This window comes from Bdellovibrionales bacterium (assembly GCA_019750295.1).
GTDB lineage: Bacteria > Bdellovibrionota > Bdellovibrionia > Bdellovibrionales > JAGQZY01 > JAIEOS01.
Genome location: JAIEOS010000004.1, coordinates 1 through 13,942, shown reverse-complemented (window position 1 = coordinate 13,942; position 13,942 = coordinate 1). Strand labels below are relative to the sequence as shown.

At 46.3% G+C, this 13,942-nt stretch carries 13 protein-coding genes; 9 read left to right on the top strand and 4 right to left on the bottom strand.

The window, feature by feature from the left end; genetic code table 11:
- Positions 1-19 precede the first annotated feature (19 nt).
- Positions 20-604 (top strand): hypothetical protein, encoded by a 585-nt coding sequence (locus K2Q26_00870; protein MBY0314043.1) that lies wholly within the window; start codon positions 20-22, stop codon positions 602-604.
- Positions 605-622: 18 nt separating this feature from the next.
- On the opposite strand, the gene clpB is transcribed toward K2Q26_00870, so the two are convergent.
- Positions 623-3,175, bottom strand: a complete 2,553-nt coding sequence (clpB, locus tag K2Q26_00865) for an ATP-dependent chaperone ClpB (protein ID MBY0314042.1) — start codon at positions 3,173-3,175, stop codon at positions 623-625.
- A 130-nt stretch (positions 3,176-3,305) separates the two neighbouring features.
- On the opposite strand from clpB, the gene K2Q26_00860 reads away from it, so the two are divergent.
- The 4 genes from K2Q26_00860 to K2Q26_00845 all read left to right on the top strand — a co-directional run bounded on the left by K2Q26_00860 (position 3,306) and on the right by K2Q26_00845 (position 6,272).
- A complete protein-coding gene (locus tag K2Q26_00860; protein MBY0314041.1) occupies positions 3,306-3,569 on the top strand; it encodes a hypothetical protein in 264 nt (87 codons plus the stop codon).
- A complete protein-coding gene (locus K2Q26_00855) occupies positions 3,569-4,528 on the top strand; it encodes an alpha/beta hydrolase (GenBank protein ID MBY0314040.1) in 960 nt (319 codons plus the stop codon). Before K2Q26_00860 ends, K2Q26_00855 begins: the two co-directional genes overlap by 1 nt.
- Before the next feature lie 268 nt (positions 4,529-4,796).
- Positions 4,797-5,627 (top strand): flagellin FliC, encoded by an 831-nt coding sequence (locus K2Q26_00850; protein ID MBY0314039.1) that lies wholly within the window; start codon positions 4,797-4,799, stop codon positions 5,625-5,627.
- 162 nt (positions 5,628-5,789) lie between these two features.
- Complete coding sequence (locus tag K2Q26_00845) at positions 5,790-6,272, top strand: hypothetical protein (GenBank protein ID MBY0314038.1); 483 nt, start codon at positions 5,790-5,792, stop codon at positions 6,270-6,272.
- A gap of 75 nt (positions 6,273-6,347) precedes the next feature.
- Here K2Q26_00845 and K2Q26_00840 read toward each other — a convergent pair whose 3' ends face one another.
- Positions 6,348-7,382: a sigma-54 dependent transcriptional regulator gene (locus K2Q26_00840; protein MBY0314037.1), complete on the bottom strand. Its 1,035-nt coding sequence runs from the start codon at positions 7,380-7,382 to the stop codon at positions 6,348-6,350.
- A gap of 155 nt (positions 7,383-7,537) precedes the next feature.
- On the opposite strand from K2Q26_00840, the gene K2Q26_00835 reads away from it, so the two are divergent.
- Positions 7,538-8,482 (top strand): tyrosine-type recombinase/integrase, encoded by a 945-nt coding sequence (locus K2Q26_00835; protein ID MBY0314036.1) that lies wholly within the window; start codon positions 7,538-7,540, stop codon positions 8,480-8,482.
- Between the two features lies 1 nt (position 8,483).
- On the opposite strand, the gene recO is transcribed toward K2Q26_00835, so the two are convergent.
- Entirely contained in the window at positions 8,484-9,077 is a 594-nt protein-coding gene (recO, locus tag K2Q26_00830; GenBank protein ID MBY0314035.1) for a DNA repair protein RecO, read from the bottom strand.
- Between the two features lie 138 nt (positions 9,078-9,215).
- On the opposite strand from recO, the gene K2Q26_00825 reads away from it, so the two are divergent.
- From K2Q26_00825 to K2Q26_00815, 3 genes are all read left to right on the top strand, one after another.
- Positions 9,216-10,535, top strand: coding sequence for a UDP-glucose/GDP-mannose dehydrogenase family protein (locus K2Q26_00825; protein MBY0314034.1), 1,320 nt, complete (start codon positions 9,216-9,218; stop codon positions 10,533-10,535).
- Positions 10,532-11,482 (top strand): SDR family oxidoreductase, encoded by a 951-nt coding sequence (locus K2Q26_00820; protein ID MBY0314033.1) that lies wholly within the window; start codon positions 10,532-10,534, stop codon positions 11,480-11,482. Before K2Q26_00825 ends, K2Q26_00820 begins: the two co-directional genes overlap by 4 nt.
- Positions 11,483-11,595: 113 nt before the next feature.
- Positions 11,596-11,982, top strand: coding sequence for a PDZ domain-containing protein (locus K2Q26_00815; GenBank protein MBY0314032.1), 387 nt, complete (start codon positions 11,596-11,598; stop codon positions 11,980-11,982).
- Between the two features lie 311 nt (positions 11,983-12,293).
- Here the strand turns inward: K2Q26_00815 and K2Q26_00810 are convergent, their stop codons facing one another.
- On the bottom strand, positions 12,294-13,733 hold the full coding sequence (locus tag K2Q26_00810; GenBank protein MBY0314031.1) for a hypothetical protein: 1,440 nt from the start codon (positions 13,731-13,733) through the stop codon (positions 12,294-12,296).
- Positions 13,734-13,942: the final 209 nt, after the last annotated feature.

Below are 13,942 nucleotides of genomic sequence, written 5' to 3'. Positions count from 1 at the left end.
AGAATTCGAAAAATCTTGAGTGGCTTCATCGATTGTGAGATCTTCCAAAAGAAGTACAAACTCAATTGAGGCCGATGTGGAGATACAAAACTTTTCTTTTACTCCCTGCGAAGACAACAAGGAACCGATATTCGCTCGCACTACAATTTCGATGTATCTGTTTAACTCGAAAAGCAGTGAACCATCGAGCGGCCTTGGCGAAGTTATGGTGGTGATGGCCCTCGCTTTTGAACCTGAGGTGGGCATCCCAATTGATCGTTTCGTTGTGAAAGTTGTTGCGATCGAATGCGCAGCTCCTTGCTACCTAAAACCCTCGCACATACCTGACGGAGCCCAACCTTCGAAGGTTCTCTTCGAGAAAAACTTTGGAACCATTGCCCTCCACGAAAAAGTTCACCTTGGATTGCGATGGCATTCCAAAATCAAGAAGGTCGAATACTTTCAAGATGGAAAACTTCTCGCGGATTTTATAATCCCTGTGGAAAAGAAGGGCGATTCGTTTTTTGGAACCTCTCAACTTGATATCGGAGAGTTTGTTCCATCGTGCGCAAAGCCCTCTTCTGTGAAGATGGTCTCCTCTTTTGACAACGTAGAGGTCTATTAAAGCCCAACGTCCACGGACCTACTGGAGAGTAAGCCCGTCCTTATTCGATTTCACTTCTACTGTGCTTCCACTCAAAATTTCACCGCCCAGAATTTTTTTGGACAGTGGATTCAACAAGTAGTCTTGAATCACTCGCTTTAAAGGTCGAGCCCCGAATGTGGGGTCGTAGCCTTTTTCGCTCAAGAATTTTAAAGCCGAGGCATCGAGATGAAGCGTGATCTTCCGATCCGCCAAGCGCTGCTGCACTCTTTGCACTTGGTAGGTGACGATGTTGCCAATCTGCTCGCGAGTTAATTGTTTAAAGATAATCGTTTCGTCAATTCGATTTAAAAACTCGGGTTTAAAGTGAAGGCGCAACTGCGATTTGACTTTATCTTCGCGCTGTTGATCACTCAGACTGTCGTCCGCAATCGCTTCCGAGGCTATGTTGGAAGTCATCACGATAACCGTGTTCTTAAAATCTACGGTGCGCCCCTGCCCATCAGTCAGACGACCTTCATCAAAAACCTGCAAGAGAACATTGAATACATCGGGGTGACCTTTTTCGACTTCATCTAAAAGTACAACGCTGTAGGGACGACGACGAACCTGCTCCGTCAGCTGTCCTCCCTCATCGTAACCCACATAGCCCGGAGGCGCTCCGATCAGGCGAGACACAGAATGTTTTTCCATGTATTCACTCATGTCGATACGGATAACACTCTCTTCAGTATCGAATAGAAATTCAGCTAAGGCTTTCACGGTCTCAGTTTTCCCGACGCCGGTTGGCCCTAAAAATAAAAAGGTCCCGATCGGCTTATTGGGATCGCCCACCTCGGCACGGGCCCGGCGAATCGCATCAGAAACCGAACGCAAGGCCTCTTCCTGACCGACTACTCGCTTCGCAAGAACCGATTCCATCTTAAGGAGCTTCTGAGATTCACTCTGAACCATTTTCTCCACCGGAATTCCGGTCCACTTTGCGACAACCTCAGCAACAATCTCCGGCCCCACGTTTTCGCGTAGGATGGTTTTTCCATCGCTGGCCTCGTGAGTCTTATTGTTCTCGGCAAGTTTTTTCTCAAGTTCAGGCAATTCGCCGTATTTAAGACGAGCGGCCGTTTCCAACTGCCCCTCTCGCTCAGCGATTTCGATCTGCTTTAAAGTATTCTCGATTTTTTGTTTGATGTCCTTAAGCCCAACGATCTGTTTTTTCTCTTTATTCCATTGATCTTCAAGAACCTTGAGCTCCTTATTAAGATCGGAAATTTTCGCATCGATATCGCCGATCCGTTGGGAGTCCTTCTTATCCTGGAGAACGGCATTGCGTTCGATTTGGAGCTGCATCACCTTACGTTTGATCTGATCGACTTCCGTCGGAACACTGTTGATGTCAATACTCAGCTTACTTGCCGCTTCGTCGATAAGATCAATCGCCTTATCTGGCAAAAAACGATTGGAGATATAACGATGGGACAGCTTGGCGGCGGCGATGATTGCATCGTCAGTGATCCGCACCCCATGATGGACTTCGTATTTATTTTTCAAGCCTCGCAGAATCGTGATTGTGTCCTCAACGGAAGGCTCTTCCACCAACACCACTTGAAAACGTCGTTCGAGCGCTTTGTCCTTTTCAATATATTCGCGATACTCATCCAGCGTGGTGGCTCCGATACAACGCAATTCTCCGCGAGCCAAGGCCGGCTTTAACAACTGCCCGGCATCCATCGCGCCATCGCCTTTTCCAGCTCCAACCAAAGTATGCAGCTCATCGATAAACAAAATGATTTCGCCATTACTCGCCGTGACCTCTTTAATCACCGCCTTGAGACGCTCCTCGAATTCACCGCGGTACTTCGCTCCCGCAATAAGGGCCCCCATGTCTAAACTTAAAATTCGTTTTCCAAAGAGAATTTCCGGAACGTCCCGATTTACAATACGGATCGCTAAACCTTCCGCAATCGCGGTTTTACCGACTCCAGGATCTCCGATGAGCACGGGATTGTTCTTTTTCCGACGAGACAACACCTGAATCGTTCGCCGAATCTCGTCATCACGACCTATCACCGGATCCAGTTTTCCCTGGCGAGCGACCTCGGTGAGATCACGGGCATATTTTTTAAGGGCTTCGTAATTCGCATCACCATCTTGTGAGTTCAATTTTTCTCCTCCGCGCATTTTTAAAAGTTCCTCTCTAAAGGCCGCCGCTGTTATCTTTAACTTTTTAAGCCCACTCTTCAATGACGAATCGGATTCGTTGAACAGCCCCGCCAAAAAGAAGTGCTCTTGAGCCATATACTGGTCACCCATATTTTGGGATAACTTTTCCGCATCTTGAAAAAGGCGGACGAGCCGGGGGCTGGCAGATACCTTATTGGCTCCACTGACTTGGGGCTGACGTTCGAGGTAGCCTTGAAGCCATTGGTCATACTCCGCAACATCGACTTTTAGATTTTGCAAAATATTGACCACGCTGCCGTCGACATCTCCTAGAATAGCGATAAATAAATGCTCAGGCTCCACCGCCGGATGCTTTTGAGCCTCGGCCATGCGAGCGGCCTCCTGCATAGCTTCCCGTGCTTTATGTGTCATTTTATCTAAATCGCTCAAGCGAACCTCTTTGTTGCTAAAATTATACTGACCTAGAATCCATTTTACAAAAATAGACTCTTTCCATAAGATGGCCCCGATTATGAAATTGTCAACGCCGGAAAAAAACACAATGAAAACTTCGTCTTCAAAACCACTCTCCTACGTTCCTACTCCAAAGCGGGCCAAAAAAAGTATTAAGTTAGACCGGGTAAATCCTGATGATTTAATAAATAAACACCTACTTTTTGCTTGCGAACATTGTTCTCACTTCGATCCAGCGTCTGAGAGTTGCACGATCGGTTATCGCGCCAACCTTCATTGTTACGATGTTCAAATGCAAAGATTCAACGCTCATGGCCATATGGCTTTTTGCCGGTTTCTCGAGATCGACTAATGGATTATTTCTTTATTGGACTTATTTTTGCGATTCCGTTTATAGCTCTGGGGCTTTTCGCCGGTTGGCAAAAAATAGAATCGCAAAAGTGGCCTGACGTTCTGGATTTTACTTACGAAGCGCATCTCACAGGCAAAATGAAGATGCCTTGGGGAGAGGTTTACTCTTTTGATAACCGATCTGTTTGTTCCGAGCCCGATGCCACGCCGATCGTTTTTGTCCATAGCTTTGGATCCTCTCTCTTTAGCTGGCGCTACCAGCTTTCACAATTTCGCAATTATCCTGTGTTTGCTTTTGATCACCCAGGACTGGGGCTGAGTGATAAGGTGGCCGACCTTTCCTACGATCTGGATGGATACACGGAGCGCACCTTAGCTGTGCTTGACCAAGCTGGCATTAAGGAGTGTTATTTGGTGGGCTGTTCCTTGGGAGGGGTTATCTCTCTATGGCTGAGCTCGCTTTACCCGGAAAGATTCCTCAAAACCGCGGCCATTGCCCCCGCGGTGACTCCCAATCTCCTACCATTAAAGAATTTCAATTATCTCTTGTTGGCAAAGTTCTCACGAATGGTCCCTCGACCGATTATTAAAAAAGCCCTGAGCAAAGCCGTCTATAATCAGAAGCTCGTCAATAAAGACGTCCTGGAGCGCTACTCGGAACCCTATAAGGACCCTTTGGCGCTTTACTGTTTTATGAAAACCGTAGACGTATTTAAAGATCAGCGAGTGTTCACGTCGCTGGCCCACAGAAAGAGCGATACTTTGATTCTCTGGGGATCCAATGATCGCGTAACAACTCTTTCCCATATGAGGTTGGTTCAAAAACAGCTCAAAGCCGCAAACTATGAGATTCATCCTTGGGGCGGGCATCATCTCATGGAAGACGATCCCACCTGGGTGAACGAAAAAATCGCCAAGTTCTTTAATATCGAGGAAAAAATCAGCGACTCATCATCCTAAGCGAAGCGAATAAACTCGCTTAGGATCTTTCGCTTCGCTCGATAAGGCACTCTATTAGTAAGTCTCAGTCATTTTTTTGCGTTTATTTCTGCGTTTTTTCCCGACTATAGTTTTGATTTCAATACCATCATCTTAAGACCAAAGGTTAAAAAACCACAACTTTAAGCACTTCTGTATTTTCGTCCTGTCAAGAATCTCCAGAGTGCTCCGAATAGTTAGGCGTAATTAATTTTACGGAAAAAAAAAGAACAATAACAGGAGCAATCAAATGAGTATGAGAGTTAACACCAACACATCTTCAATCAACGCGATGAAGAACCTTTACACGAACAACCGTGGTATCGATAGTAGCTTCGAAAAGCTGTCTAGTGGTAGCCGCATCAACCGCGCATCCGACGATGCTGCTGGATTGGCCATCTCTGAGAACTTAAAAGCTCAGATCAGATCCGCGAGCCAAGCTATGCGAAACGCAAACGACGGGGTCTCTTTAATCCAGACGGCTGAAGGCGGTTTGAATGAGATGAGCAACATCGTGATTCGTTTACGGGAACTCGGCATCCAAGCCGCTTCTGACACTGTGGGCGAAACCGAGCGCGGGTTCATCAACACAGAAGTTCAGGCTCTTAAAGAGGAGATGAATCGTATCGCTCAAAGTACTAAATGGGGTAAAACTAACCTCTTAGACGGTTCGACGCCGACATTCGACTTCCAAATCGGCCTCAACAATTCGTCCGAATCTGATCGCATTAGCTTCGATTCCTCTGGAAACGTAGCCACCCTGAGCGCCCTTGGCCTGACTGGAATCGACTTTTCGAGCAAAGACGGAGCCTCTGAAGCCTTAGAGGGCCTCGATGCTGCCCAGACCGAAGTGAACCGTATCCGCTCGAACCTCGGTGCTCTTCAGAACAGATTAGTATCAACTATCAACAACTTAGGGACTCAGCACGAGAACTTGTCTTCTGCCAACAGCCGTATCCGTGACACGGACATCGCTGAAACTTCAGCTGAATTGACTCGCAACCAGATTTTAATGCAAGCCAACACAGCCACGTTAGCTAACGCTAACCAGAAGAACCAGTTAGCGCTCAAATTATTATAAGTTTTAAAGTTACAGGTATCGTCAATTCCGTATTGATTGATTGCTCTTTGGGCGTGGTCCTCTTGGGACCACGCTTTTTTTATTTGTTTTTTATTTGACGTCTCCTAGCCATTTCAATAAATTTTCTCTGTCGAGAACACTGGAATCACTCCCGGAGGAAATATGGCTAAAAAGAAAAAACCAGCAAAAAAAGCGGCAAAAAAAGCAGCTCCAAAAAAAGCGAAAAAAGCGGCCCCTAAGAAGGCAGCAAAAAAAGCATCTAAACCTGCAAAGAAAGCGGCTCCAAAAAAAGCAGCGAAAAAAGCAGCCCCTAAAAAAGCAAAGACAGCTGCAAAAAAACCAGCAGCGAAAGCAGCTCCAAAAGCAGCAGCTAAACCTAAAGCCGCAAAAAAAGATGTCGTTAAAAAAGTAGCTCCGGCCACTTCTCTCAACGATCTTTTCCGTGCTCCAAAAAATCAAGACGATGACATGGGCGATGACGAGCTGATGTTGGACGAAGAAGCGGCTGATGATCTCGGCGCTTCCGTGGGTGCCGATGAAGACGAGGACGTTTTTGACGATCCAGATCTTACATCTTACAACGAACTCGACGAGGACGAAGAAGAAGCCTCTGAAGATCCAGACGACGAAGGTAACTACTTCTAATTCGTCAGAATCACGACGAGCGAATGGTAAAAAAAAAGCCGGCACAAGCCGGCTTTTTTTCTTTCTAAAGAAGGATTAACCCTTCTTTGGAACTTTCATGTGAATAGCGAAGTTCTCGAATTCGCCGTACTCATGGAGTTTATTATACAGAGTCTTAATGGTAATCCCCAAAGCGTTTGCAGCCTGAGTCTTGTTACCTTCAAAGTGTTTTAACGCTTCGACAATGTAACGTCTTTCCAACTCATGCAACGTCATTGATGGATCGTACTGACCAATCACAAGTTTGTTCTCTGGCTTTAAGATACTTTCAGGAAGATCCGAAGCTTGGATCGTCTGTGTATCCGCTAAAATTTGTAAGCGTTCACATAAGTTTTGAAGCTCACGAATATTTCCTGGCCATTCGTATTTCATTAAAGCTTGCATCGCTTCGGGGCTCATCTCTTGACCGCGGTTTAAGACGCGAGAGTGACCACGTGATAAGAAATGCTCCACAAGTAATGGAATATCTTCTTTACGGCGACGTAAAGGAGGTGAATGAATCGTGATTGTATTAATACGATAGTAAAGGTCTTCACGGAATGTTCCGTTGAGAACTTCAGCATCGAGTTCACGATTGGTCGCACTGATCAAACGAATATCGACCTTAATCGGCTCTTTACCACCGACTCGGTAAACTTCGCCCTCTTGGATAAATCGTAGAAGCTTCGCCTGGATTCCCGGGCTCAGTTCTCCAATTTCATCAAGGAAAAGAGTTCCGCCAGAAGCTGCTTCTGCGAGACCTATCTTTCTGTTGTAAGCGCCCGTAAAGGCACCCTTCTCATGACCGAAAAGTTCGGATTCAAGGAGTGTTTCCCGTAAAGCACCGCAGTTGATGGCTACGAAAGCCTTATCTGCGCGCTGACTGCGTTCATGCACTGAACGAGCGATCAGTTCTTTACCTGTACCGCTTTCTCCGAGAATTAGAACCGGAGCCGAAGATGGGGCTACCCGGTCGACCATCTTCATCACCTGATTCATGACCTCAGATTTATAGATGATCGGAGATTTCTTCAGTCTACTGTCCGATGAAAGTATGGACTTCTGAAGGTTAACTTCTTTCATTTGTGACATACGTACCGCCTTTTAATATACTTGTGATATGTGCCTAGTTTTGAAGCATGTATCAAAAGTGGACTGACTTTAATGCACCGCTGAATTAATTTCAAGAAGAATTTTCACTTTGCGTCATTTAGATTAAAAAGTGATAGAATTCAATAGGTTGGAACATGGTAAATATCGCTAAAATGGCCTGCGACCTCCTCTACGAGATGGACTTCCTTGAAAAAAAGTCATCCCACACCCTGGTGGCTTACAGTAACGACCTCCATCAGTGCTTCCAAAATAGCTTCAAAAATACGCAGTTCTCCGGCCCTAAACTCGATGGTGCTTCATCTTATTGCCTCAAAAGCGATCAGCTCATTGTGAGCGAAAAACTAGCAAATGTGGACGAACTCATCCGTGAGAGTTCTCACTTTTTGCATTCCATTTCTCATCTGGAGCCTGCCACTCGCGCGCGCAAGGTGGCCACGCTCCGTCGCTTTTTTAGATATCTCAAAGAACATAAAACCATCGAATCTCTCCCCCACTTTTTAGTCGCACCCAAAAAAGCACTCAAAATTCCCCATTTTATTTCGGTCGATGAAGCGATCGCGGTGTTTCAAACATTTTCGAGGCGGCCGCTGTCCCCCAAAGACGAGCAAAAGTTTTTACTATTTCTGTTGCTCTATGGCTGTGGTCTTCGGATCAGTGAAGCCTGTCAGCTGGAGTGGAGCCATGTGGATTTCCTGCGCCGCCAACTTCGGGTGATCGGCAAAGGAAATAAGATGCGGGCGATTTCTTTTCCATTGCTCCTGGCAAAGCATCTCCAATCTCATAAAGTTACGGGCTCTAATTACATCTGGGGAGCGCAAGCTCTTCAGGTGAGGACCGCCTACAATATGATTCGCCAATGTGGCGAGATGGCCCATCTCTCAAAGCCCCTCAATCCGCACGCGCTCAGACATAGCTTTGCCACTCACCTGCTCAACGACGGCGCTGATCTACGGATTATTCAAGAACTTTTGGGGCACAGTAGTTTGGCCGCGACCGAGAAATACACTCACATTCATCTCGAGCAACTGACACAAACTATGGAAAACTTCCATCCGCTCAATAAGAAAGTCGGATCGTAAACTAGGACAACATGGGACCGGGCATGAGTTCGCGGAAGTGGGCCTCGCTCAATCGCTTGAGATAATCGATCGGCTGAGAGTTTAAAATTTTAAAGTTCTGAATGGGCTCTCTAAGAACCGCATTGAAATCCCCGCTCTCATTATCGAGAAAACCGGAATAGAATAAAAGCTTGATTCTAAAGTGAAGCTGCAAAAGCCAAACTTCCTCGGTCTCCTCAAGAGCCTTTAGCGCGTTGCCCAATAAGTGAAACAGCTCGGGAGTATCATTGCCGCCCTCCACCGAAAAACGCAACATGTCCAAAGCCAGGCTCAGTGCGACTTCGAGCTTGTCGTAACTGCTGCGGAGTTTCTCAAATCCATGAAGCAGTCTTGCATCTGTAATCGGTACAAACTGGCTCTTCTCTTTTCGATTATCAATTTGAAGTTCCACATAGTTGAGAGGCTCTAGGAGGCCGCCACCGAAGCGTTTTTTGCTCTTGAGGGCTCCGCGAGCGAGAAAATGCTCTTTTCCACCCTGATTGTTTAGGGCGTAGATCACGAGATCTGACTCCTTAAATACGCTGGTTTTGAGAATGAAATACTTATTACCAACCATCCGGTCTTCCTCTGGGAGTAGGTTCCTTACTCAGCGTCTCTGAGGATCGCTCATTTGGGGACCAACTCCTTGTGTGCCTTTTTATCTCATGATAGGTGTAAATGACATTAAAGAATTAGAGAGTTGAGGTTTATTGCTATGAAAATCAGCATTGTTGGTACGGGCTATGTAGGTCTTGTCGCAGGAGTATGTTTCGCCGATGTTGGACACGATGTGATTTGTGTCGATAACAATGATGATAAAATCAACCAGCTTAAAGATGGCCTCATTCCCATTTACGAACCCGGATTGGGCGATATTCTTCGCAACTGCCGTCAACGTATTACCTTCACCAATGATCTAAAAATGGCCGTGTCTTCCACTGATGTCGTTTTCATCGCTGTCGGTACTCCAGAGAAAGCTGATGGCAGCGCGGATCTCGGGCCTACAATGAGCGTGGTCAAAGGTATTTGTGATGTCGCGACGACGAAGAAATACATTGTGCTTAAGAGCACGGTTCCCGTGGGTACAAGCAAAGACATCAAAGCTTTTATCGCCCAGAATTCTAAAATCCCTCACGAGATGATCAACAACCCGGAATTCTTAAAAGAAGGGGCCGCGGTTGAGGATTTTTTACGACCAGATCGCGTGATCATTGGTTGTGAATCTCAGCAGGCCGAGGAAATGATGAACGAGCTCTACGCTCCTTTCGTTAAAAACGGTCATCCTATTTATTTTATGTCCAATATTTCTGCCGAGATGACGAAGTATGCGGCCAATTCTTTTCTATCGGTGAAAATCAGCTTTATTAACGAGCTCGCAGCTCTTGCTGATAAAGTGGGAGCCGATATTAACGATGTCCGCAGAGGCTTTACTTCGGACCGTCGAATTAATCCTTCGTTCTTTCACCCTGGTGTCGGCTACGGCGGTAGCTGCTTCCCCAAAGACGTGCAGGCTCTGATTCACACTGCGAAAAAATTTAATTCGACAATGGAGATTGTTTCTGCGGCAGATAAGGTCAATGACCGGCAAAAATTAGTTCTTTTCGATAAAATAAAAGAGCGATTCGGTGGCAACCTTAAAGGCAAACATTTTGCCATGTGGGGTCTCAGCTTTAAACCCCGTACGGATGACGTTCGTGAAGCTCCGGCAGATTATATGATCAAAGCCTTAACGGATGAAGGCTGTAAGATTACGGCCTACGACCCTGTCGCCATGGATACAGCCAAAAAGCATTTCAAAGCTCCTTTTGAAATCACCGAAACGGCCATCGAGGCTACCGTCGGTGCCGATGCTCTGATCATCATGACGGAGTGGAATGAGTTCCGCAGTCCTGACTTTGTGAAGATCAAAGAAAATTTAAAGAATGCGCTCATTTTCGATGGAAGAAATGCGCTCAACATTCCTGATATCAAGAAGTACGATTTTGAATACCATTGTATTGGTCGTCAAATTGCCGCCCACCGAGGTGAAGCGTGAAGACGGCCGTTGTCGCTGGAGCCGCCGGCTTTATCGGAAGCCATCTTTGTGACTTCCTCTTGGCCAAGGGGTATTCCGTCATCGGCCTCGATAACTTTGTGACTGGTCTTGAAAAAAACCTGGAGCATCTCGAGGGAAATAAAAACTTTAAGCTTTACCGATGCGACATCTCTCAAAAGGAAGAGCTTCCTGCCCTTGAAGGACCCGTGCACGAGATCTACAACATGGCATCTCCCGCATCGCCCATCGATTTTAAGCGTATTCCTATTTTTATTCTTCAGACTTCGGCGATGGGTCAAACTCATCTTTTAGAAATCGCTCGCGAAAAGAAAGCGCGACTTTTGTTTGCGAGCACCAGTGAGGTTTACGGAGACCCACTCGTTCATCCACAAGTTGAAACCTATCTCGGCAACGTCAATCCCGTAGGAGAGCGGGGTTGCTACGACGAAGCCAAACGCTTCGGTGAAGCCATTGCCATGGCCTATTACCGTGAATACGGTGTTAACGTGGCCATTGCACGGATCTTTAATACTTACGGAACACGTATGCGCCCCGAAGACGGCCGCGTGATTCCCAATTTTTTTAGTCAGGGCTTGCTCAAGCAGGGCCTCACGATTTACGGATCAGGCCAACAGACGCGCAGTCTTTGCTATGTCACAGATCTGGTGGAAGGGCTCTATGCTCTCATGCAACACACCACTCACGAGCCCGTGAATATAGGCAATCCTTTAGAGATGACGATTCTGCAAATCGCAGACACTATCAATAAGATTACTCAAAACACAAAGGAACATCGTTTTATGGACCTTCCTCCGGATGATCCCAAACAACGATGTCCTGACATTTCAAAAGCGAAACGCTTGCTCAACTGGTCACCGAGAGTCAGTCTCGAAGAAGGATTACAGAAAACCTTCGAATACTTTCGCGACAATTCGATGTTGAAGTAAGTATTCCCGGACTTCGACACTCGGTGGCTGGGACGTCTTGCTGTGTGGTCGTCGAGGCCTGTGCCATTTCTTATCCGTTCCTCCGATAATAAAAGTACAACTCGGAGGTTCTGATGCTTAAATTTTTTATTTTATTTTTTCCAACACTTTTATTCCTAGCGATGGCTCAGGCGGAGGTCGATGCTCCGGGATCCTGCACACCCGTCTCTAAAGTAGGGGTTGGGATTGTCATCAGTCGAACCAGTTCCGGAGACGTCTTCATCGACAGAGTCCTCCAAGGAAAACCCGCAGAGAAACACGGATTAGCTCCTGGAGATCAGATCCTCGGCGTGGTATCGACCCCCGGAGGAGTTTTTGTTCCCGCGCAGGGCTCAAAGTTAGAGGAGCTCGTGGATCTCATACGCGGAGATGAAGGAACCCTGGTCGTTTTGGATGTCCTTCGCGGCACTCAACATTTGCATTTTCCCATTGTTCGCGAAAAATTCGATGTGATGTGCTAGTGGCAAAAATCCCTGCAAGTCCCCTTCTTTCCCCGCCGTCTTTGACGAGCGCAATCTCTATTGGTCTCCTCGCTGGCAAATAACGGTTTTAATTTTGCACAGTTGGAGATCAAGGAGATCATCATGAATACAAATAAAATGTTAGAAATGGTCAGCAATGTTGAGGGTCGAGTGGGCATTCCCATACTCATGTACTTTTTGGGAGTCCCGGGATTCGTTTGCGTCCTCGCTTGGCTGTTTTTCTTTAGAGGGTAATACAAAGGCACCCTAGGGTGCCTTTTTTCTGGATCAAAACTTAAAAACGGCTTTTGTTATTTAAGCTCGCGGACAATTCTCCATTTCGTCAAATGGCATTCTTCTTCGACATGCATCTCAGAGTAAGAAGGCGCATCTTCTCCGACATAGTAATAAACTTGAACAAACTCTTTTTGACCTTTATCTGAGAGACAAAGTTCATTTTGTCCATCAAAGAGAGAGTTGGTCGTGCGGACGAAATTATCTTGCACATAGCCGTCTGCAAATTCAGGAGCGTTCATCTGTGGTTGCGCCTTAGGAACTAAAAATGACTCTAACTCATCCTTGGTTAACAGTCGGTACGAAAAAGAGGGATCGAGACGACCCAAGATGCGAGCTAATGCGCGCATCTCTACTCCGTTCATCATACTGCCGTTTGAATAATAACCGCCACTATCCCCGTATGTAATCTCTTCGGCCACATAACTCGGAAGTTCCATCTTGGGGTCCATTTGACGAAGAAGGCGATAAACATCACGGCGATGGAGACGACCATTGCTCACATCATAAGTTTTCACAGGGGCTACCGCGGACGTCAGAGGTTTAAATTTGAGAGTCTCATTGAGTTTTAAAGAGACTGAGGCGTCCTTTGGGATCTCCTGAGTGGCTGCCGCAATTCGAGCGCGACCTCTCTCCATACATTTGCGCACAGCTCTCACAAGCTTGGGGCCGCCGTCGTAGTAACGGCGAACAATAAAGCCTTTCGTGTCGTAAGGGAGTTTGAACTGGTCAAGACCTTCTATGAATTCCGGTGTGACAACCCAGTTCCCGCCATTTTCCAAGTAGGCCAAAGTTTTATCCAATTTGGCAATCGCTTTCAAAATATCGGTTTTTGATTTTTTATAGTCCAATGTTTTTTGTGCGCCCCACTCCATCTCCCAGATGTACATCGGTAGAATAGAATCGCAAGTGTAGTTAACGAAGTACGGGTTGGAAACACTACGCGCTATGAATGAATAGAGAGTGTTGCGTTGGGGTTCAAGACAAAGGCTTTCGTTGTCACCAGGATTTGTATCACAAAACCCGTAAGGTATGGAGTCTCCACCATATGTTGGGATATAAAACGCGGAACTCAGTCGATCATAGATCTCAGCACCCATGTACTTGATCACATGCCAACTGTCCGCAATCACTCCATCGGCGATATCCTCGTCAGTCAATTGATCATAGTAATCATAATTTTGAAATCGAAATTCTCGAGGGAGAATTCGCGACTGGAAGTTCTTCCGATAATAGTATTCAAGGGTGGGAATATATTCCTGATCTACCTCTGGAAATAACTTCTTTATTCCCACGTAGGCAGGATCATCGCTTCCATCCATGACATCCATTGCAATCTGAAGACCTTGGGTATTCAGTTCAAACAGTTTTGGCGTCCACGAGTAGAACTCGGTAGAACTGGCGGCGTAAGTTAAACTTACAAACACGAATACACACAGAAATGAAATGAACTTCATATTCTCCCCTTTAAAATTTATGCCCTAAATATCCCCCAGCGAAGTGGAGAGAGAAACGGCAAATTCATCGCGTTAGCAAGAATTCCCTCATAAACAAAGTACGTATGACCCAATCTGCCCAAGAGGTACGCCTTACTCCGGAAGGTGCGCCGATACTTTTTGAGAACCCCCGCGTTGTTTTCAGAAAACAACGCGGGGGTTCTCAAAAA